Source organism: Pirellulaceae bacterium (genome assembly GCA_029243025.1).
Taxonomy (GTDB): Bacteria; Planctomycetota; Planctomycetia; order Pirellulales; family Pirellulaceae.
This window is the reverse complement of sequence record JAQWSU010000017.1, coordinates 154,999-175,954: the sequence shown is the minus strand read 5'-3', so window position 1 is coordinate 175,954 and position 20,956 is coordinate 154,999. Positions and strand designations below refer to the sequence as shown.

Sequence of the window (20,956 nt, the reverse complement as noted above, 5' to 3'; positions counted from 1 at the left end):
TGCCGGCTGATCGTTATCTTGAAAGGTAATAAAAATGACCGTCCTCAGCACCGACAAGCAAGTCGGGAATGCCGTTTCGATTCAAATCGATGCTCGTTGGGCTGGTCGTGTGACTCGAAATCATTCGATCTGAGAGTGCGCCTTCCTGTTGGAGGGTAACTCGCTGGGAACGTCCACCATGGGCCGCGGGAATTTGGCGGTAGAGGTCGGCATTTTTGCTGTTTGCCAGCAAATCCAGATGCCCATCTTCGTCCCAGTCCACGATCGATAATTTGCGGCGACCACTGCCGCCGGCGGATCGAGAATTCATCCGTATCGGTTCGCCATGGGTGTTAGCAAATAATCGTTTGGGGGGGAGGAGGGCGAGTTGGTTGGGCCCTTGTTTTCTTTCGTACAGGCAAAGATAGCCTTCATGGTCGAGCATGACGAGATCATTGAGCCCGTCTTTTGTCCAGTCAACGACAACGGGGGTGGTTCGCCATTGAGTCACCAGTTCTTGCCCGTTCGGCGACCACCAATTCCAGGCTGGTTTGAGGGGACTTTCTGACCATTGGACTTGAATGGGTTGGGCAGCGGCCAGTTGAGGATTGCTTCGGGTGCCAATGTTGCGAAACCAAATGACTTTTCCCCAAATCGAATTTGCAATGACATCTGGTCTCTGGTCATGATCCCAATCTGCTACGCTCAAAGTCGTGTAGCCCCATTTTGCTTCACAAGGACCTTGGATGGAGCCATTCGGGCCAGCTTGAATCCGAATTGTTTTTCCAGCTGCAGCCAATCGTTGGGGCCGTTGCCAGCGAACTTGATCTGGGGTCGCTGGAGAGGGGCCTAGATTCTCGAAGAACTCAATGTAGCCGGCTGTATTCCCCGATACGATGTCGTCATCCCCATCGCCGTCCCAATCGAATCCACAGGGTGTTGAAAGTGCTCCACACTTGACCAAATCAGCTTTTTGTTGGAAATAAAAGGGCTGCTTGAAAACAGGTACTGCATTTTGCATTTGACCCGTGTTCTCGACCAATGCGACACGACCATCTTCATCGCCGACAATCAAATCTTGGTCTCCATCATGGTCCCAGTCGATACCGACGGGAACAATCATCTGGAGATCCATCTGAATGGTACGATGGCCGTCAGTGATCCGACGGCCTGTGGAAAATAGTTGCTCGTCAGTTCCTCCAAGATTTTCAAAATAAGTAAAACCATCTAAGAACTCGCCACAGATCAAATCGAGATCGCCGTCCTGATCAAAGTCGGCAAGATTGGGCGAGGGCCATCCAAAAACATCGATTGGTCCCTCCGTGGTTCGTAATTGTTCAGCCCGATTGAACTTGGGCTGATTGGAAGTCCCTTCGTTCGGTACAAAATAGACAAAGCCATGCAGGGGCCCATTGGTCCAATTACCGGCCTGATCGAACGCATCATCCCACCCATAGTCACTCCAATCCCCGATGCCAATGATTAGATCGTCATCCCCGTCCTGGTCGAAATCACAGAGGTGCCATTGATTCGCTCGCGTTTTGTTACTTTTATCGCCAATGGGCTGATGAAATGAAGCAGGGAAGGGCAGTGGACGGTCTGCATCGAGCCCCTTACTGAAAAACTGGTGGTACTCTTTGCCAGGGCCAAGTACGCGTGGTTCGCCCTCAACGAAAGACAATCGCACATTTCGTAAGCCGCGACTGATTCTGCGCGGAGCCTCAAATACCGGATGCTTTTGTCGCCCCTGTTTATTCTCGAACAGATAGGTGCCGTTGTAAGGCTTGTCGGGTGAGGAAATGACCAGATCCAGGTCACCATCCTGATCGTAATCCATTGGAAGCGGCCAGGCCCAAAGGCCCACGCCCAGGTCGACGACCAGCTGCGGGTGATGGAATTTCAGTCGCCGCAGTTCTTCTCCGACAGTGATCCGGCTGGTTCCAATGAGGATGGCAATAAACGCTAGCAGGCGCAGGAAGTTCATTTTCTTGTCTCCGGCGGGGCTGGACCGCCTGTGAATGGATCTGGCGTCGCCTCGATTTTATCAAGTAAATGGAGTGCTGTCAGAAGTTGCGAAGCAGATTGCTCCAGGGGCGGCGTGGGGTCGGCAGCCTAAGTCGTCTTCGCGATTTCTTGTCGCTCGTGTACAACTCCTGTGCATCATTAGTTGACTATGGAGATCGCCATGATTCCGTACACGACCATCCCATTCATTTCAGCCTTCTTCTTGATCTTTGTGGGAGTTCTGATCGGACACTTTGTTTGGTACCGATACCGGGATAAACAAGAGCATCGAACGACAGCCATGCGGCGGAAAATCGATGATTTGAATTCTTCGCTTGATATCCAGACAACGGAATATACCTCGGCAAACAGTCGCCTTGCGGAACTGGAAGCAGCCATTTTATCCGAGCAAGAACAGAGCTGTCGTCTTGCTTCTGAACTGAAGGAACAGGAGACGCGGCACGAAGCCACGCGATCCGAACTGCAGCGTGCAGAGCGTGTAAATATTGACCTGCGAGATGAATTGAAGCTTGTCACGCAAAAGCGGTTTGAATTCGAAGGTCAGCTGCAGGAAGTGCAAGATTCGTTGTCGGTTGTCGAGACGGACCGCAACGCAACCACCGATCGTATCACCGAACTGACGTCGGAGGTCGAACACCGCTCGAAGCTTGCTGAGGAAATTCAAGTTGATCTCGAACATTTACGAGCTGAAAACGTTTCTTTGCAGCAGGGAATTGACAAGCAGGCCAAAGAACTTGAGCAATTGAATTCTGAGCATCAGGGAAAATGTCAGTCAATTCAAGCAAACGATCGTTTGCGCGACGACTATCAACGCGTAAGTGGTTTACTTTCAGAAGCACAAAACGAGTCGCAGGTCGTTCATCAGCAGTTTGAAAGCAAATCAGGGAAACTGTTGGCCGAATTGGTGTCGGTCAAGAAGGAAAACGAGGTGCTGCAGAAAGTAAATGCAGATTATGTGATGCAGTTGGAGTCGCAGATGGCGTTGACGAACGACCTTTCCGGAAAGGTCTCAGCCGCTTTGACCGACCTGAGTCGTTTCGAGCAGAAAGCTGCGGACGCATGTGACTTGAAAGCAGAACGAGAACGATTAATCAACGAGCTTGAGTTCAGCCAGAATGAAATGATTCGATTGACCGCAGAGCTTGATTCGACGCGAACCGTCAATCAACAAGCTCAGGCCGAAATAGAGCGTCTCGGGGTTAGGAGTCAGGAAGTGGAGCAAGAATTTGCGATGCTTAATGCTTGTCAGCAAAATTCGGATGCGAAACTGAACGAGCAGGATCGGCGACGTGAATCTTTGGAGCGAGCCTTGGCCGCGGCGAGTGAAGAGTTGGCTCAGTTGCAAGTAGAGCGCGAACGTTTGGAAGGTGTTGAGGATGAGATTGTTGAATTGGACGCGAAATTACGGCAGGCCTTAGCCGATCTGAAGCTCGCTCGCACCGAACGCGAAGAAGCATTGATTGCGGAATCCTCCACGCGAGAAATTGTTGTGACGTTACGTGATGAGCTTGGCGATCGACTCGAATCCCTGCAAGCGTTAGAGGAGGAAAAGGATTTGGCGTTGGCAACGCTCGAAGTGGAAATGGAAAATCGCCAACAGATCGGTGACGAGCTGCAGCTTCGGAACTCGGACTGCGACCGATTGGCGGATGAAGTGGAATTGATCAAGCAGCGAGAAATTGATCGAGCAGAAGAAGCGACTCACGTTTCTCAAAATCTCGACCAGTTGCAGGCTCGCTACGAACAGGCGATTGCGGAAGTGAAATTGTACAAACAGCGCCTCAGCGATGTTGAGACAATCCGAAATGCTGGCCGTGAACAACCCAAACGCCCCTCTCTTTTTGGGCAAGCAACGACTGCCAAGGCAGCCTTTTCTTTCCGGCAGGTGCGGCGCAAAGAGGATGTGGTTCGAGCTGAAGACAAAACGAAGGTGCGTCATGATAGTCGGTTGGGAACCGTGTTCGTCGAGCGTCCGTTTCGATCAGACGATCTCACTCAAATACGCGGTATTTCCGAAAAACTCAATCAAGAATTGAACGCTTTAGGAATCTTTACCTTCAAACAGGTTATGGAATGGGATGGGGTCGTGACGGCCGAATTCGCTCGACGGTTGGAATGTGATCGGATTGTCGAACAGGACTGGGGCGGTCAGGCACGCCGCTTGTATCATCTTCAGTATCGTGCTGCTGCCTAGCCGGTCACTCACCGATTTCTGCTAAAGGGGGCTGTCGGACGCGAACGATGCATCGCTATGATACGAGGCTGACCGGCAGCGGCCGCGTCGCTGATCGAATCTGGCCCCAATGTCGATGTCTCGCCTATGACTGCCGAATCTGTCCGTTCGCCGATGCCGTTTCTATTTGTCTGCTGCCAGGCGGGCGCGGAGGCAACGGTTAAATCCGATCTAGTACGAGAATCGTCCCAGTGGCGACTGGCGTTTTCGCGTCCGGGCTTTGTTACGTTCAAATTGCCACCCAACGAATTCCACAATAATCCACAATTGAAGTCCGCGTTTGCGCGAACCTACGGCTGGTCGATTGGCCGCACGGAAGCCGGGGATATTTCAGCTGCTTGTGACTTGTTGCTGGGGCAACGTGTCCATCATATTCACGTCTGGCCACGTGACATCTGTTTGCCCGGAGATCGTGGCTTTCAGCCGGGGCCAACCGAAGAGTGCAATGAAATTGGCGCTCGGTTGTTGGCGGCGGCTAGAAGTCGAGGTATTGCCAACGCCAAAGTCACTGTGAATCGACAGGCAAAAATTGGCCAAACGGTTCTCGACTGTGTGGTTGTCGATCAAAATCAATGGTGGATTGGACATCATACGGTGTCTTGTTTTGGTCAGCAGTGGCCTGGTGGTGTGCCGGCCATTAACAGGCCTGAATCAATCGTGTCGAGAGCCTACATGAAGATGGATGAGGCCTTACAATGGTCGCGGCTCCCGATTCAAAAAGGAGACGCGGTTGTTGAAATCGGTAGTGCTCCTGGAGGAGCTTGTCAGCGATTGCTCGAAGCTGGACTTAGAGTCACGGGTGTCGACCCTTCTGAAATGGACGCTTCGATTCTAAAACACCCTAATTTTACCCATTTTAGGAAACGGGGAAGCGATGTTCGTCGCCGTGACTACCGCGACTTTAAATGGCTGATGGCCGACTCCAATGTGGCGCCGAATCACACGCTTGATACGGTCGAGGCGATTGTTACTCACGAGCTAACGAACTTACGAGGGTTTTTGCTGACGCTCAAGCTGCTTGAATGGAAGCTCGTGGATGAAGTCCCCGAATTCTTGCAGCGGGTGCGATCCTGGGGTTACGAATACGTCCGCTGCCGTCAATTGGCATTTCAACGACAAGAAATTTGCGTGGCGGCACTGAAGACGCGATCAATGCGACGTCCACGTCGTACAAGCGTTGTGAGGCAAAAGCGAAAAACGGATAGTTCTGCTTTGCATCGATCGCGGGATGAGTCGGATGCGCCCAGTTAGGCAGCTCGTTGGGTGTCGCTGTCCGATTCGTCTTTCTTCGGGAAATTCCACTCGGTGGCAACCCGCCCGGGAATTGCGTCCACGACGCGAAGCATACGGGCCGCCACATGATCGAGAGTCCGATGCTTACGACCATAGATCGTTATTTGACTCGGATTCAAGTAAGTTCGTCGATATCCTCGGTCACGCATTTGACGGTGGAAAGTCACGTGCTCCACGTCAGTCCCGTCATAGCGTCCTTCCAGATAAGCTGGCATTCGGTAGATGCCCAATCCGCCAAAGCAGGAGGTAACCGCCTGGAGCGGATCTCCGCGGCGAAACAGGATTGAATTGACTTCTTTCGTGGTCATCGGGGTGTATGCTTCGTCGACTCGATAAGCCCAGGCATCGTAGTGGGTGACGCAGTTTGGCGCGAGCAACTGTCGGCGAAAAATGATGCCAAAAGCACCGACGAAATCCCAGTCCGAATGACCAAACGTGTTAGCGATCCCATCAGCGCTCCATCCTCCCTCCAAGTCCATGTCAACGAGGATGACATTGTCGAAATGCGAGTACTGCTGCGTTATTTGTTGTTGGCACTGAGTTCGATAGTAGGCCATTCGCGCGGCCCGAGAAAGACAGCGTTCCGCTTGATTGACAGGATCATTTCGGACTTCACTACAGATGGTCACACGTGGATTGGAACTCGCCCACGCCTGGAGCAGCTCTAAGGTGTGATCGGCGGAATCATTTTCGTACACAATTACGTGATATTCTTCGAACAACTTACCCAAGGCCTCGATCCGACTGATGGTCAACGGCAAGATTGCGTCCAAGTCGCGAGCGAGCCCTGCGATCACGACTCGACGAGACTTCATCAGTGAATATCCGTGATTTACCAACTTTCGATAATGGTGACGTGATGCCAGAGGTGGGTTGAAAACCGGACCCATGAGTGCTTTTCTGATCGGTACTATAAAGTGACTGTCACTTGAAGGTTGATTGCTCATTCTTCTCATTACCCCACGAGACTGCCTTATGCCGACCTACGAAATTGGGTTTGGCAAAGAGATTGATAGACGATGCATCGCTGTATCAATTCATCATGAGTTCCAATGTCTACGATTTGCCCCAGATCCATCACCATGATTCGATCTGCCAATTCCAAGGTTGACATGCGATGTGTGATAATCACCGTGGTACGATTGCAAACAAATGAACGAAGAGATTCTCGGATTAATCGTTCGCTGTTAGGGTCGATTTGACTTGCTGCTTCGTCGAGGATCAAAACGTCCGGATCTCGAATGATCGCTCGTGCAAGGGTGAGTCGTTGTTGCTGTCCACCGGACAGCCGCTTTCCTCCATCCCCGCAGTTAGTTTCATACTCTTTGACGAGTTGTTTTTGGATGAACTGGTGCGCGTGCGCTTTCTTCGCTGCGGCGACGACTTGTGCGGGTGTAGCGGAACGGGTCCCGTAGCGGATATTATCCCGGACCGATTCGTTGAATAGAATTGGCTTTTGTGTCACCAGCGAAATTCGTCGGCGGAAATCTTTGGTGCGAATCTTGTTTAGATCAGTCGCACCAAGCAAAATTCGACCTTCTGAAGGATGCACGAAACCGAGTAACAGATTTACCAGGGTTGATTTACCACAGCCATTTGGACCGACAATCGCCAGTGTTTCCCCGCATTGGATCTGAAATGACACACCTCGGAGCACGGGTTTCTGTTCGGAGTAATAAAAGTGTACGTTTTCGAAGGTGATGGGTTTTCGTGCATCGCTGATCCTGATCGAATTGGTTTCGCCCAGTTGGATTTGACTTGATTCAATAAAAGGCATGATTCGATCAGCCGCGGCGGCACCGCCTTGAAGGCTACCATAGACGTCGGCAATCTTTCGAAGTGGATCGGTGCAGCCAATCAAGAAAGCAAAGAACAGCATGATCTGTCCGAAGTCGGGCGGCCGTGTTGCAAGAGGTATTCCCATTAAGGAGGTTTGTTTGTTTAGCACAAGCCAGCCGCCTGCGATGGCCGAAACGCAAAGAATGGCAATGCCGAGGATTTCATTGTTAGCGCGAAGTAGCGCATTGAAGAACGAAATCTTTTGCTGTTCCCGATAGACTTGCAAAGTATGGTCCCTGAACCGGCGTCGTTCATGGTTTTCCATGTTGTAGGCTTTGACGATATGCAGACCTTGAAAGGTTTGCATCATATGCCCCATCAACCGTCGGGTTTGATCCCACGCTCGCAAGCTCGCGCCTCGGATCGATCGCGCCAGCGTAAGTAACAGAATGATTGCGAATGGAGTGGTTAAGAGTGAGAAAGCCAATAATCGCCAGTTCAGCACTGCTGCGCCAGTTAGACAAGCGACCATCTTTAAGGGTTCTTGAATACTTCGGCCGAACAGGATTTGCACCGCCGTTCCAATGGAATTCATGTCACCGCCAATACGAACGGCCGCGTCACTGGTTGAATCACACGAGTTTACCTGATCGGAGAGCAGCGTCTTTAAAAAAGCCCCGCGCAAATCGGCGGTCGTTCTGCCGGCCACCCGCGATATCAGAACTTGACTCGCGATGCGAAAGAGGCATTTGATAATTGTGCCGACTAATAGAAAAACTACGATACAGATCAGTGTCTGGAATGCGTCTCGCGGCGCGTATTGATCTGCGTACTTTTTTAAGGTGTGTAATCGATTGAGCTGTTTCTCGATGACGACACGATTCACCGGTGCGACCGTGGGATTGGCTGCATCGGATCCAATTGTCGGCTCGCTCAGTTTTTCGAGTTCCGATCGTGCCGTTTCGATTTCTTCATCGACCCAACTGTGTAGGGTTTGATCTTGGAAAACAATTTGTACGAAGGGATAGACAGCGGTGATGTTGGCGCCCCAAAAGATTGCCACCATCGCCGAACAAGCGATCGATGCGATCAGCGAATATTTGTAGCGGAGGGCCAAACGAATGGCTCGCATGAGATTATTCATGGAATGATGCGGCTTTCATCGGTACCCGGCAAAAGTATTTCTATGGTTCATCATTGTTAGAAACGGTTTGTTGGTGGTGTGCTGGCACACCAAAAGTCGTTGTTCTGTCTGGTACGTTTCGGATCACAACGGAACCGGCTCCCACGACGGAATGATCGCCAATGCTGATGTAGGGAATCACGGATACACCGGTGCCGAGAAAAGTTTCTATTCCGACGGTCACTCCTCCCGCCAAAGCCGATCCCGGGGCGATGTGGCAAAACGGTTTGAGGATGCAATCGTGATCGATCGTGGCATTAGAATTGACGATCGAGCCGGAGTGAACTTCCGCATCGGTACCGATCAGAGCACCCGGCATAATTACGGCCCCTTCTGCAATGGTGGAAGAGGTTGCCACGATTGCTTGGGGACTAATCACGCAGGCGAGGTGGAACCCCATCTGTTTTACCTGCTTGACCAATTGCGCGCGTAAGCGATTATTTCCAATTGCCACGAATGCGTAGTCGATACCTTGATTTAACAGTTCTGGAAGGCAGCGATCATCACCGACGACTGGTACGCCGAGTATCTCCGTTGGACCCTGCGAAGAAACGCAAGCGGCGAGTTCGTAGTTATGCTGTTGTCGCATGACTTCGATGACGACCTTCGAGTGGCCTCCCGCGCCGAGAATGACGGTTTTCTTCATCGTGATGCTCGTTCCGGCAAACTAACTGACGGTTTCGGGTGATTTTCGCACGCACTATGCGGCGCGACCAAAAATAGAGTTCCAGGCTTTCAATGCCTTGTGCGATAATGGTTTTTTGAAACACATTCCCGGCGAGTAACGATGACGTCGTTTGGCAAAAGCCAGGCCGCGAATTGCAATGCCGAGCGTCCTGTGGTCGTCGCTTTGTGGGTCAATATCACAGGGCGTAAAGGTGTTGGTCACAATTCTAAGGGACAAGCCGTCAGTGGGAGTTGACTCTGGGTGACTCAAGCGAAGAGTTGAACGCCCTTGGAGCTTCTTTTGTTTTGTCAACAACATGCCATCCAGATAGACGTCAACGTGCGAGCCGGTCGGCGACGTTCCTGCGACTTCGAGCCAAATATGGCGAATGCTGGTCATGACATAAAAGTCGCAGCGGATGGTTGATTCCGCACCACTCCAGGCCAAATATTGCTCTTTGACGAGTTCTGGTTCGTGGAATCCCTGGAATTTATAGGTTGCCAGACGACGTTGCTCCGGATACCGCTTCAGCGAAGCGAAGACCGGAATCGATTGCACCTCAAATTCATCTTTGAAATTGTTTCCCGTCCGGCTGATTTGGGAACGAATTCGTCGGCTGGGTATGAAATCCATGATTCACCTACGTCAATTTAGGATCGGTTCAGGCTGCGTCGGGGAGCCGCTCAGGAGTGGAAAAAAGGTCGCGCATTCCCTGGTCAACTCGCGAAATGAGTGGTGAATCGGGTTGGATATTCCAACGATTCAGTTGATCTGCGATATGGTCAGTAACACGGAGTGCGGTCTGGTTGTAGAGCACGTTATCGATGAAAGTGAGCAAGGAATTTGCGTAAGCGTGAGGAGCATGATTTGTTTCTGCCCAAAGATTCGCTTGATTGGCTCGCGCTTTCGCTTTCTCGTAATTGTTAACGACACTTTCCAGGTGAGCTACCAAATCTTGCTGCTCTTTCTCGGGGTTGACCTTCAATACCAACTCGTGTGGAATCTCAGCGTAACAGCCCGTGTCGGAAACAATGACGGGGCGACGGGAGCGGAGTCCCTCGATCACGCTTGCTGATGCGCCTTCGAAAGTGGGAGAACGAAGGCAACTGATGATATGTGCATTGGAGACTTCTCGCTCTAATGTGGCACGATCGACTCGTCCGGTAAAAGTCACGTCCAGGTTGGCGGAAAGACTATCGATCGTTTGTTGAATCTTTTCGACTTGTCCTTCTTCTGCTCCTCCGACAATGCGATAACGACAACGGTCCCTCAGCAAAGGGGATGAGTGAATTGCACGTATCACTGCGTCGTACCGCTTGTTGGGATTGAGCGATCCGATGGTGACGATCGTAAAGAGTTCCCCATTGCCCGGCTTGGGCGGTGGGTCGGCTTGGGTGATTGCGTCGTAGGCCAGCGGAATGGTGGAAGTGGGGCAGCCGATGTGTTCAGCAACGAGCGAACGATAATGGTTCGCGTGAGTGACGGTGCCCAGCGTCTCGGCCATTGCCCAACGCAAAAGTGGAAATCGAGCAATTTCTTGGTTCCACCATTCGTCTTGTTTGCCTTGCGCATATTTGTCATCCATGACGGACAACGCCTCACCACCCCGTTCGGAGAACAAGTATCCTCGATAGTTGCTGCCCTGGTCTTCCGTCCTCAGGACAAATCCATTCAAGGCGTTGTGGATAATATAGTCGTGCAGGATGGTAATTCCGGGAACACGCTTCTGGTGATAAACGGAATAGGCGTGGTAGTCAAACTGATCGCCCAGGTTGTAAATCACGACGTCGAAAGGTTGGAGTTTCTTGGCCGTATTTCGGTTCAAGTCCTCTGCCCAGATTGTGGGCACGGCGTCTTCCAAGGAGGGCAGTGCGCGGATTTCCGGAGTGCGCCGTTCACAGCGCACGACGGTCACATCTGCCTCGCGCTCTCGCAGTGCTGCCACAGCCAGTTGGCTGAAGTGTCCGATGGCAGAATGTTCTGAAAACGGCGTGTACCAAGCGATTTTCATGCGACGAGCCTCTGTACCGTGGAAGGCCAATTGATATTTCGATCGTGGATGTCGTCTCGAGCTGCCTCTCCAAGGGATTGAGTTGATTGCCGATTCTCGGCGAATTCGTCGATCATAGAGGCCAACGATTCGGGCGTTGGGTCGGCAATGCGTCCGGTCAATTGGTCGGTCACAAAGTCTAATACGCCGCCCGAATCATGGGTGGTGATGACTGGTTTGCCTGCGTAGAAGGCTTCGAGTGTGACATAACCATAGTCTTCGTCGTAGGGAATATACGCACAGGCGAGCGAGTGATTGACCAAACCCACCAACCGTTCCCGTTTTAAGAATCCAAGTTCGAGTGTGACTCGATCATGCAGCTTGTGCTTTTCGACAATTCTTTCGAGTTGTTTGCCGTCTTCAGGGCTGTCCGGAGGACCGGCCACCACAAGTTTGATCTTGGACTTTGTATATCGCATCGCTTGCACGAGCAAGTTTTGGCGTTTGAAACTATTGATGCGGCCACCGCAGAAAATATAGTTTTCGCTCGCTATCGGTTTGAAGTCCTCTGCATCATCAACCGGTGGATGCAACACGTGGCTCGGCACGTTGTTGAATCGTAGCATTCGGTCACTGACAACTCGGGAAATGGTAGAGATTCTTTGAGACTCGCCCAAGCATTCATTGTCTGCTGCCGTGATGCTGCGGCATAGATCTTGGCCGGTTGGGTCGTTTCCCAAGTGGGAATGCCCTGATTCCAACAGATCATAGGCTTGGCGGAATTGATGAACGACCCAGAGTGTCTTGTGTGGATGCGGGATCAAGTAGGCGGGAAACTTTAAGCCGATGATCCGATCGACGTTGTTGACACGTAGCATTCGACAAGCAAGCATTTCGTCGAGGATCCGATTTGCGGGTTCCCAGCGGAAAGGGACACGCAACAGATCGGCGTCGTGGCCATATCGGCGTAAGTGACGCACCAAGTTGGTGGCCAGGCTTTCCGCCCCACCTCGAAGAAAGGGGACCATGTTGTTAACGATCAGTATTTTCATGCGGCCATCAACCTGTCGATCACGTGATTCCATTCAATGCCGAGCTCAGCGATGCGACCGGGTCCGGCTTCGCCAAGCTGTTTGGCCAGACCTGGATTATCGATTGCTCGGTCAATTGCCTCTGCGATTGCCTCTGGATCTGGATCCGTGATCAATCCGTTTTGACCATCGATGACGAGTTCCAGGACACCACCACTGTCGGTGGTGGATAAGACTCCCTTGCGGGCGTGTTGAGCCTCTAAGGACGGATATCCGTACGAGTCTTCATCGAAGGGCAAGTAGGCAGCTAAGCTACAACTCGCTAGTAGTTGACTCTTTTCATCTTCCGAGATCCATCGATCCATAATTTGAACTTTATTCTGCAAGCGATGCTTGAGGACCGCGAGTTTCAGCTTGCGCGGATAGCTGGGGGAATGGCTTTTTCCCGCCAAAATCAACCTCGCTTTGCTGCGGGTGTAACGCATTGCTTCCACCAACAAATGTTGACGTTTGTGCTTTTCCATCCGGCAGATGCAAACTACGGTTGGTTCGTAGGACTCGCAATAAAATCTTTCCGGTTGAAGGACCGGTGGATACAAAACTTCGCTGTCGATTTGATTGAATCGCTGGAGCCGATCCGAAACGATTTGAGAGTTTGTGAAGATGTGTTTGGATTCCCTCAGCCCAACGGCATCCGTATCCATCAATCGGGCTCGAAATGCGTGGTTTTCAGCCGTTCGTTCGTGACCCGAATAGCCCGACTCCCACAAATCGTAGAAAGCGCGAAAATGATGAATAAACCAGAGGATCTTATGGGGATGTTTCAACAGGTAGGCAGGCGGGCGAAAAGCGATCATCCGATCAGCCGATTCGGTCATGTCGAGTAGGCGATAGCTAAGCATTTGATCGAACATGTTGTCCATCGATTCGACGAATGGCAACAGGACCGTTTCCACTTCGTGGCCGTGTTCGATCAGTTTCGTTTCCAACCATTCCACGATGGCCGTACCACCACCTTTGATGAATGGAACGTAGCTCGATGTAATCAGGATTTTCACGTTTATCGTCTCAAAGGGGGCATGTGTGAGGTTCAAGCGGCTTGGCGTTTGGGACCCGCGAATTCGTGAAGCTCGGATTTGACAACCTCGATCAATTGATCGCAAACCTGTTTGACTTGTTCTTCCCGCAGCCGCCCGTGCGTCGGCAGGCTAATACCATTTGGTGCGAGTTCTTCTGCGACTGGAAAATGTCCGCTCGCATCCTGGTAAGGCGGCATCCAATGAACGGGATAAAAAATTGGGCGAGTCTCAATGCCATGTTGATTCAATCGTTGGATTACATTATCCCGTGAGATATTCAGATTTTGACGTAACAAAATCGTGAACATCCAATAGGAATGATGAGTATCCGTTTGCGGAACTGGTAAGTCGAAGAGGTCGCCAGCGGACTGCAGGTGCTGGTGATACCAGCAGGCAACGTCTTGTCGCCGTTGTAGATGCGTGTCGATATTCTCCATTTGTGCACAACCGATTGCCGCTGCGATATTTGTCATGCGATAATTAAAACCAACATCCGTGTGCCAGTAGCTGCGATGGGGTGAAACAGCTTGGCCACGGAGAAATCTCAATCGTTCGGCAAGAGTTCGATTGCGCGTCACCACCATGCCACCTTCGCCTGTGGTGATGATCTTGTTTCCGAAGAAGCTGAAGGTCGCGCAACTGCCCAATGATCCGACGCGTTCTTCGTGATAGCGAGCGCCCAAAGCTTCGGCCGCATCATCAACCACGAATAGACCGTGTTTGTTCGCCAATCGGATCAACGGGGTATAGTCCACCGGTTGACCATAAAGTGAGACAGCGACAATACCACGCGTCCGAGGTGTGATCTTTTCCTCGATTTGCTCCACGTTCATGGTCAGCGATGGATAAGTTGAATCCACAAATACAGGACGAGCGCCGCAATAGCGGATCGCATTGACCGATGCGATGTAAGTCAACGTCGGTACGATCACTTCGTCTTCAGGGCCCAGATTGTGGGCCGCGAGAGCCAAGTGGAGCGCGGTGGTGCCGTTATTCGTGGCGATGGCGTGAGGAACGCCGCAAAACTCCGCGAGTTTTGCTTCGAATTGTTCGATGTACTTTCCACGAGACGAAATCCAGCTGCTCTCTAGGCAGTCCATCACGTAACGGCACTCATTACCGTCTAATACGGGCTCCGCGACTCGAATCGAAGGGGCCATCCTGTTCCTCGCATTTTAAAGCGTACTCGTGTGGGAAACCGTGATTCTTGTCGAGACAAGTTCGAGTCGGAGCTGTTGGCGATGAATTTTACGCCGCTCGCTGGTTATGTCTGGAACGGATCTGGGGCATTGCCAATTCTTGCTGAGTCAACTCCAAGTCGTGGTCGACCATCATTTCAACCAGCTCACGAAGTTGCGTTTTGGGTTCCCAATTTAAGTTTTCCTTCGCTTTGGAAGGGTTGGCCAGTAGGAGATTTACCTCCGCGGGACGATAGAATTTTGGATCGATCACTACGTATTGTTCGGGATCCAGATCAAGGTAATCAAAGGCTTGATTCACAAAATCGCCGACGCGCGTTGTCTTACCTGTACCGATCACATAATCGTCAGCAGTCTCTTGCTGCAGCATTCGCCACATCGCTTCCACGTAGTCGCCGGCAAAGCCCCAGTCACGACACGCATCGAGGTTCCCAAGTCGTAATTCATCTTGCAAGCCAAGTTTGATGCGGGCCGCCGCGTGGGTAATCTTCCGCGTGACAAAGTCCAGACCTCGACGCGGTGATTCATGGTTAAACAAAATACCGCTACAGGCATACATGTCATAGCTTTCGCGATAGTTGACCGTCATATGGTGGGCAAATACTTTCGCGACCGCGTAGGGGCTTCGTGGATAGAAACGGGTGATTTCACTTTGAGGAGTCTCGACGACGTGACCATACATCTCACTACTGCTGGCTTGATAGAAGCGAATACTAGGATCAACGCTCCGAATTGCTTCGAGTGCCCTTAACGCACCCAAGCCGGTTACTTCAGCAGTTAACGTGGGCTGCTGCCAGCTGACCGGTACAAAGCTCATGGCCGCCAAGTTATAGAATTCAGTGGGTCGGATGTGGTTAATCAGATTGGCCAATGACCGTTCATCGAGTAAGTCTGCGGTATGCAGACCGATTCGATCTTGCAAATGTTCGATCCGATCAAAATTGCCGACGCTCGTGTGTCGAACGATTCCGTGAACTTCATAGTCTTTGTCGAGTAGGTATTCGGCCAAGTATGATCCATCTTGGCCAGTGATACCCGTGATCAGTGCAACCTTCGTCATGAAACGAGTCCCTTCGAGTCTAGTCAACAGGCTTGTTGAGGTGTCGACCATCTGAGGCTGTGCACTTTTCTAAAATGTTAAAATACTCTGATTAAATTGATTTTTGGGCCGATGTCGCAGCACCGCTGTCACGATGGGGGTGCTGCAGCCGAGCAAAAATGGCAGCTAGCGTTTCTTGCTTGTTCGCTTCGGTCTTTCTAGTTTTTTCAGCGTGCGTCTTTGGTCGGTTCGAAGCAGTTTGGACAGATCTTTTTTGAGTTGGGACTCCAACTTGTCTATTTGTCGTTGCAGATTGGCCTGTTGTTGCCCGCATTTTGCTTGGAGCGCCCGGATCTTGGCGCGTTGTTGTGGGTCCAGATCGAGTTGGCCAAAGAATCTTGGCAATCGTTTGACCCTGTCAGAGGCGGAACGTGGCGTTGATCGTTTTTGAGTCGAAGAGGCGTCTGGCGCCGTTGTCTTGGAGGACGCCGTCTTGGAGGACGCCGTCTTGGAGGGCAGCGTCTTTTTGGCCGCAGCGGCGACGTTGGGCCCGATTTGTGGCGAAAAAGCGAGAGTCGACAGGACCGCCAACATGGTTGTTCCAAACATGATTTGCTCCTCAAGGGGACTAAAAAGTAAAACGTGCACTCGTTTATTCGTTTCACCACGTGATGCGAGCGATGCGAAACGTAATCCTCTGCATTCATTCGTGTCAAACTCTCGTGGCGATTGGTTGATAGCGGGGGTTGTGCAAAACGGGTAACACGTTTACGGTGACGGTTTAACCCTAGGGAGCCTTCCAGCGGTTCAGAATCGATTCTCCGATGTTGTTTCAATCTGTGGCCGACAAGCTTTGTTCGGCACTTTCCGGGTTAATCTCGCGGGTTCCACGAGGTTCGGTCCCGGCACTTCCGTTGACCATTGTTCTTGCCGGAGTGATTGGACTGCTTGCTGGCTTGGGGGCGACAGCATTCACTCTGTTGATCGAATTCGTCGCGGCTAACACGATTGAACGGTTCGTTTTTCTTGCGGAAGGCAATTCTCGCTACTGGTTTCTTGTTTGTGTGACACCTGCTGTCGGTTTGTTGGTGGTCTCGTGGTGGACACGTCGCTTCGCACCTGAAGCGCAGGGGCACGGAGTACCCGAGGTAATTACGGCAGTAGCTCGGCACGACGGGGTGATTCGACCACGTGTGTCATTTGTGAAGATCATCGCCAGCGCGTTGTGTATCGGGACAGGAGGATCGGTGGGACGTGAGGGACCGATCGTCCAAATAGGATCTTCGCTGGGAAGCGTTTTCGGCCAATGGTTCAAGCTATCGGCACCCAATATCAAAGTGCTGGTGGCATCGGGTGCTGCGGCCGGCATCAGCGCTACTTTCAACGCTCCTATTGCGGGTGTGATCTTTGCGAGCGAGATCATCTTGGGTAGTTTTGCCGTTGAGAGCATGACGCCGATTGTGATTTCTAGCGTGCTGGCAAATGTTGTACAGAAGCATGTGGGTGAGTACGAATTGAATGCAGCGTTTCCACATGTTTATTATCGCTATGTAGGTTCTTGGGCTCAGCTACCCTCCTATTTAGTCTTGGGACTTTGCTGCGGTTTGGCGGCTGTGTTTTTTGTCAAGTTGTTGTATTGGATCGAAGACCAAAGCGCTTTACGGTTTCCCAACTACAAGGTTCGTGCATTGGTGATGGGGTTGATTGTAGGACTAGTCGGGTTGCTTTATCCGATGCATCCTCCCAGCGCCGATGTGACGGGTCAAAGTCCACATGCCGTTCCGCCTTTGTTCGGCGTTGGTTATTCCGTTGTCGAGCATGCTTTACATCTTGACCGCCCAAGTACGGATCCGCAGGCTACGAGCATTTTCGAAGAAACGAGTTCCGCTGGCTCTCCACCGGTGGATCGAGGTATTTATCTGAACCGGAGCCAAATGGTCAGTGAACTGTTTTGGCTGCTCCCGTTGGCTTTTTTGAAACCCATTTTGACAAGCATCACGCTTGGGGGTGGAGGTTCAGGGGGTGTGTTCGCGCCATCGTTATTTCTGGGAGCGACGCTAGGTGCATCCTTTGGCCTGCTTTGCAATCTGCTGGTGCCTGGCATGTCCGCCAGTCCGGGGGTTTATGCGATTGTCGGTATGGGGGCTGTGGTAGCCGGCACGACACAGGGGATATTGAGCGCGATCCTGATCGTCTATGAATTGACCAACGACTATCACATTATCCTGCCGATTATGGCAGCTGCGGGAATTGCCAGTATCTTGGCGCAAACCATTGATCCTGAAAGCATCTATCAGAAAAAGCTCAGTCGTCGCGGTGAATTGATTGCGCGGGGGCACGATATGCATCGGGTTGAACACATTATGGTTCGGGACGTGATGATCAGGAGTTTTCCCACGCTTAAGAATACCGACAATTTGATCAAAATAGTCCAAGTCGCCCGTTTGCATTCTCACATTGAAAGTCTGCCGGTGATGGATGATCAGGGCGTGCTGGTTGGGATCATTCGACCGGAGGATTTGCACCGAATTTTGGATACAGATACTCAACCGCATTTAGTGAACGCGGACGATATTGCGCTCAGAACCACGACGGCTGTTTCTCCGCAAAACAACCTGCTTGAGGCATTACGTGAATTTGGATCACGTGATATCGAAACGTTACCTGTGGAAGAAGAAGATCAGGGGCAGCGCAAATTGGTGGGCTTATTGGCTCGAGCGGATGTGATGCGTCGTTATCGGGTGGAAATGTTAAAGCGACGTTGAGCCGTTGTTAATTTTTGACGGCTCGAATCGAAATAGAATCCACAGATAATTCACCCGTGGCACCAAACAACCCGATGCCGATGACTGCCAATCGAGCTGCGGGTGGGATCTTAACCACTTGGCTGACATGTCGCCATGCGAACGTTCCGGTCCAGGGACCCAGGGAAACGTGGCCCACAGGGGCCCGATTGGTTCCATAAAATTCGATGACTGCATGGGCTCGTTCAAGACGGCCTTGGCCCGATTTGATGTTGTTTCCTCGAGTCCAGACGTTGATGGCCAGTTTGTTCACCAGCAAACCGTCGGCACCGAAGGCTTGCAACGCATGAGCACTGCGCCCTTCGTCATCATTTCGGAATTGCAGGACGTGTTTTCCATGAGGAGCGGTTGGATCCGTCTCGACTCGAGCCTGCCGCAAGTAATACCATCCAGTCGGTTTTTCTGGTGATTCGTTCTTTGCTTCGAAGCTGCCGTGCATCAAACGCGGACGAGTGGGATCGTCGATCACCTCCCGATTCTCTTCCGCTTGGCCGGTCATCGGAACGAAGAATGTTCCCTCCAGATTCTCCCGTTGTAGTTGGTTGCCCTTTTTGGTGAAACGACAGAGCGTTTGTTGGAAGCGCTCGCCAACCGGAATCACAATCTGGCCGCCCTCCGCAAGTTGATCAATCAAGGGCTGCGGAATGTTTTCGGGAGAACAAGTAACAATGATTTTGTCGAACGGAGCGTGCTCTTCCCATCCGGCGAAACCGTCACCAATCTTGGTGTGAACATTGTCATACCCCAGTCGCTTCAACACCTTTGCGGCGCGACGGCCCAGAGGTTCGACAATTTCAATTGTATAAACGTCTCGCACGAGGGGGCTGAGAACGGCTGCCTGGTAGCCGCTGCCCGTTCCAATCTCCAAGATCCGATCAGTCGATTTCGGATCAAGTTGATCAGTCATGTAGGCGACGATGTAGGGTGGCGATATGGTTTGACCGTAATCGATCGGGATGGCCATATCGTAATAGGCAAGTCGCCGTTTGTCCGGTTTGACAAATTCATGACGCGGCGTACTTCGCATCGATCGGAGAACACGACGGTCGTTAATGCCGGCGTTGGCGATGTGTTCATCGACCATTTGGTTCCGCAAGTCCTCGTTGCGATCGCCTTGAGCAGGATCCGGCAGCAGAAGCAAAAACACCAACAAGATTCCGCTGCTCCGGAAAATTGATTTGAAAAGGGGAACGGACCGAAGAGAGTAGACGATCATTTCAATTGTCCGAAGGTTGCGCGGTGGATGATGGATTGGGGTCGTCGTGATGAGAATGGTGGAGGATAAGAGCGTCATTCATCTCGGGCAGAGAGGGAGATACAGATCAATTCTTTGTCGTTCCTCGCGAAAATACAGCGGTTGGCGAAGGCCGGGTGGCTCCACCAAACTTTGCGGCCAAAGCCATCGCCCGTTGGTTCCAAGATTTTGGCACGGTCAAGTTCTTTGAAAGCCTCGGGGGTGAGACGGGCAATAATGAGATCGCCGGAATCGGTGCAGAGAAAGAAGCGGTCCTCGTGCTTGATCAGAAATAGGGTTCCGGAATGGGCACGCCGGTCGTCTGGCATGAGTTCAAACGTATCCCAGAGTATTTCCCCTGTGCTCATTTTGACACAGGAAAGCTGGCCGTCACGTGTGACTCCGTAAAGAAACCCATTCTCGATGTAAGGTGTGGCATTGACTGGATCGATTCCTTTTCCTTTTTGGCCGTACCACTCAACGAATGCGGTGGGTGCATTGGTATCCAAGCGTAGGAGCATCGATTTGTCACGAATGGCGCCCACGAACAGCAGATTGTCGTGAACTCGTGGCGTCATGATGGCCATGCCGTAATTTGGTTCCAGCGGTTCGGACCAGTAAACGTCACCTGTTTCCGGGTTAAGACTGTTGAGTGCTTCCGCGTGCCAGATCAATAGTTGACGTTTGCCGCCGGCATCAATGAGTGTGGGGGCGCTATAGCCCGGGCCGCTCGCATCCAACGCTTGCCAGATCAATTTGCCGCTTTTCTTATCGAGTGCGATGGCGAGTGCTTCGGGGCCGCCAGCGATACAAATCAACTTGTCTCCGTCGACCAATGGATGGCCGCAGAAACCCCAGAGGGGTGTTTCTGCCTCGAAATCTTGTTTGAAATTCACTTTCCAGACGAGTCGGCCGCTTTCGATGTCGAGGCAACGTAAATCTCCCTCCGCGCCTAAAGTGTAGACTCGATTTTCGTCGACCGTTGGTGTACAGCGAGGTCCCGCGGGATAAGAGATTTGGTAGGGGCAGTCGTATTCGTGCTTCCAAAGCTGTTTGCCGGTGTTCGCGTCGAAGCAGAGCACTCGTTCGGTGCCGGCCAGCTGATTCCGTTTATTGGGGTCAGGGCTCTGATCCCCACTCGTTACATAATCCATCAAAAAAACGCGATCATCCGCGACTGCCGGTCCCGAGTATCCACCTGCAATCGGGACTCGCCACTTGACGACAGGCCCCCCCTCGGGAAACTGTCTAAGGATACCTTGCTCGCGCCAATGACTTTCGCGACCTGGCCCGAGCCATTGGGGCCAGTCATCCGCTCGTATTTCCTGGTAGCACAACAGGCTTGTGAGGCAGGTGAGCGCGAGTATAAGTGTTCGTGTCATCGTGAAATCCAGCGCAAAGAGGATTGCTCATGGAGCGAC

General features: G+C 51.9%; 16 protein-coding genes. 3 read left to right on the top strand and 13 right to left on the bottom strand.

Going from position 1 to position 20,956, the window contains the following annotated elements; translation table 11 throughout:
• Positions 1 to 13: 13 nt before the first annotated feature.
• Complete coding sequence (locus P8N76_07640; GenBank protein MDG2381530.1) at positions 14 to 1,963, bottom strand: VCBS repeat-containing protein; 1,950 nt, start codon at positions 1,961 to 1,963, stop codon at positions 14 to 16.
• Between the two features lie 201 nt (positions 1,964 to 2,164).
• Between P8N76_07640 and P8N76_07635 the strand changes: the two genes are divergently transcribed.
• Together P8N76_07635 and P8N76_07630 are read left to right on the top strand one after the other, a co-directional pair.
• A complete protein-coding gene (locus P8N76_07635; GenBank protein ID MDG2381529.1) occupies positions 2,165 to 4,198 on the top strand; it encodes a hypothetical protein in 2,034 nt (677 codons plus the stop codon).
• Positions 4,199 to 4,324: 126 nt separating this feature from the next.
• A complete protein-coding gene (locus P8N76_07630) occupies positions 4,325 to 5,488 on the top strand; it encodes an SAM-dependent methyltransferase (protein MDG2381528.1) in 1,164 nt (387 codons plus the stop codon).
• Here the strand turns inward: P8N76_07630 and P8N76_07625 are convergent.
• The 10 genes from P8N76_07625 to P8N76_07580 form a co-directional block, all read right to left on the bottom strand.
• The gene (locus tag P8N76_07625; GenBank protein MDG2381527.1) at positions 5,485 to 6,345 is read right to left on the bottom strand and encodes a hypothetical protein; all 861 of its coding nucleotides are present in this window, start codon (positions 6,343 to 6,345) and stop codon (positions 5,485 to 5,487) included. The two genes, P8N76_07630 and P8N76_07625, sit on opposite strands and share 4 nt — an antisense overlap.
• 158 nt (positions 6,346 to 6,503) lie before the next feature.
• A complete protein-coding gene (locus P8N76_07620) occupies positions 6,504 to 8,441 on the bottom strand; it encodes an ABC transporter ATP-binding protein (GenBank protein MDG2381526.1) in 1,938 nt (645 codons plus the stop codon).
• Positions 8,442 to 8,493: 52 nt separating this feature from the next.
• Complete coding sequence (locus tag P8N76_07615; protein MDG2381525.1) at positions 8,494 to 9,138, bottom strand: acetyltransferase; 645 nt, start codon at positions 9,136 to 9,138, stop codon at positions 8,494 to 8,496.
• Positions 9,139 to 9,192: 54 nt separating this feature from the next.
• Complete coding sequence (locus tag P8N76_07610) at positions 9,193 to 9,792, bottom strand: hypothetical protein (GenBank protein ID MDG2381524.1); 600 nt, start codon at positions 9,790 to 9,792, stop codon at positions 9,193 to 9,195.
• 28 nt (positions 9,793 to 9,820) lie between these two features.
• A complete protein-coding gene (locus P8N76_07605; GenBank protein ID MDG2381523.1) occupies positions 9,821 to 11,170 on the bottom strand; it encodes a glycosyltransferase family 4 protein in 1,350 nt (449 codons plus the stop codon).
• Complete coding sequence (locus P8N76_07600) at positions 11,167 to 12,201, bottom strand: glycosyltransferase family 4 protein (GenBank protein MDG2381522.1); 1,035 nt, start codon at positions 12,199 to 12,201, stop codon at positions 11,167 to 11,169. The genes P8N76_07605 and P8N76_07600 overlap by 4 nt, the downstream gene beginning before the upstream one ends.
• Positions 12,198 to 13,238 (bottom strand): glycosyltransferase family 4 protein, encoded by a 1,041-nt coding sequence (locus P8N76_07595; GenBank protein MDG2381521.1) that lies wholly within the window; start codon positions 13,236 to 13,238, stop codon positions 12,198 to 12,200. The genes P8N76_07600 and P8N76_07595 overlap by 4 nt, the downstream gene beginning before the upstream one ends.
• Before the next feature lie 32 nt (positions 13,239 to 13,270).
• Positions 13,271 to 14,419 (bottom strand): DegT/DnrJ/EryC1/StrS family aminotransferase, encoded by a 1,149-nt coding sequence (locus P8N76_07590; GenBank protein MDG2381520.1) that lies wholly within the window; start codon positions 14,417 to 14,419, stop codon positions 13,271 to 13,273.
• An 88-nt stretch (positions 14,420 to 14,507) separates the two neighbouring features.
• Positions 14,508 to 15,518, bottom strand: coding sequence for a GDP-mannose 4,6-dehydratase (gmd, locus tag P8N76_07585; protein ID MDG2381519.1), 1,011 nt, complete (start codon positions 15,516 to 15,518; stop codon positions 14,508 to 14,510).
• A 165-nt stretch (positions 15,519 to 15,683) separates the two neighbouring features.
• Positions 15,684 to 16,106, bottom strand: coding sequence for a hypothetical protein (locus P8N76_07580; GenBank protein ID MDG2381518.1), 423 nt, complete (start codon positions 16,104 to 16,106; stop codon positions 15,684 to 15,686).
• Between the two features lie 215 nt (positions 16,107 to 16,321).
• Here P8N76_07580 and P8N76_07575 point away from each other — a divergent pair, with 215 nt between their 5' ends.
• Complete coding sequence (locus tag P8N76_07575) at positions 16,322 to 18,262, top strand: chloride channel protein (protein ID MDG2381517.1); 1,941 nt, start codon at positions 16,322 to 16,324, stop codon at positions 18,260 to 18,262.
• A 7-nt stretch (positions 18,263 to 18,269) separates the two neighbouring features.
• Here P8N76_07575 and P8N76_07570 read toward each other — a convergent pair whose 3' ends face one another.
• Both P8N76_07570 and P8N76_07565 read right to left on the bottom strand, forming a co-directional pair.
• Complete coding sequence (locus P8N76_07570) at positions 18,270 to 19,448, bottom strand: protein-L-isoaspartate(D-aspartate) O-methyltransferase (protein ID MDG2381516.1); 1,179 nt, start codon at positions 19,446 to 19,448, stop codon at positions 18,270 to 18,272.
• Positions 19,449 to 19,591: 143 nt separating this feature from the next.
• Complete coding sequence (locus P8N76_07565) at positions 19,592 to 20,917, bottom strand: PQQ-like beta-propeller repeat protein (protein MDG2381515.1); 1,326 nt, start codon at positions 20,915 to 20,917, stop codon at positions 19,592 to 19,594.
• Positions 20,918 to 20,956 lie beyond the last annotated feature (39 nt).

Excerpts from the sequence above, each read along its gene's own strand:
- P8N76_07640 (MDG2381530.1), bottom strand. The coding sequence starts at position 1,963 with ATGAACTTCCTGCGCCTGCTAGCGTTTATTGCCATCCTCATTGGAACC.
- P8N76_07635 (MDG2381529.1), top strand. The coding sequence starts at position 2,165 with ATGATTCCGTACACGACCATCCCATTCATTTCAGCCTTCTTCTTGATC.
- P8N76_07630 (MDG2381528.1), top strand. The coding sequence starts at position 4,325 with ATGACTGCCGAATCTGTCCGTTCGCCGATGCCGTTTCTATTTGTCTGC.
- P8N76_07625 (MDG2381527.1), bottom strand. The coding sequence starts at position 6,345 with ATGAAGTCTCGTCGAGTCGTGATCGCAGGGCTCGCTCGCGACTTGGAC.
- P8N76_07620 (MDG2381526.1), bottom strand. The coding sequence starts at position 8,441 with ATGCGAGCCATTCGTTTGGCCCTCCGCTACAAATATTCGCTGATCGCA.
- P8N76_07615 (MDG2381525.1), bottom strand. The coding sequence starts at position 9,138 with ATGAAGAAAACCGTCATTCTCGGCGCGGGAGGCCACTCGAAGGTCGTC.
- P8N76_07610 (MDG2381524.1), bottom strand. The coding sequence starts at position 9,792 with ATGGATTTCATACCCAGCCGACGAATTCGTTCCCAAATCAGCCGGACG.
- P8N76_07605 (MDG2381523.1), bottom strand. The coding sequence starts at position 11,170 with ATGAAAATCGCTTGGTACACGCCGTTTTCAGAACATTCTGCCATCGGA.
- P8N76_07600 (MDG2381522.1), bottom strand. The coding sequence starts at position 12,201 with ATGAAAATACTGATCGTTAACAACATGGTCCCCTTTCTTCGAGGTGGG.
- P8N76_07590 (MDG2381520.1), bottom strand. The coding sequence starts at position 14,419 with ATGGCCCCTTCGATTCGAGTCGCGGAGCCCGTATTAGACGGTAATGAG.
- gmd (MDG2381519.1), bottom strand. The coding sequence starts at position 15,518 with ATGACGAAGGTTGCACTGATCACGGGTATCACTGGCCAAGATGGATCA.
- P8N76_07580 (MDG2381518.1), bottom strand. The coding sequence starts at position 16,106 with ATGTTTGGAACAACCATGTTGGCGGTCCTGTCGACTCTCGCTTTTTCG.
- P8N76_07575 (MDG2381517.1), top strand. The coding sequence starts at position 16,322 with ATGTTGTTTCAATCTGTGGCCGACAAGCTTTGTTCGGCACTTTCCGGG.
- P8N76_07565 (MDG2381515.1), bottom strand. The coding sequence starts at position 20,917 with ATGACACGAACACTTATACTCGCGCTCACCTGCCTCACAAGCCTGTTG.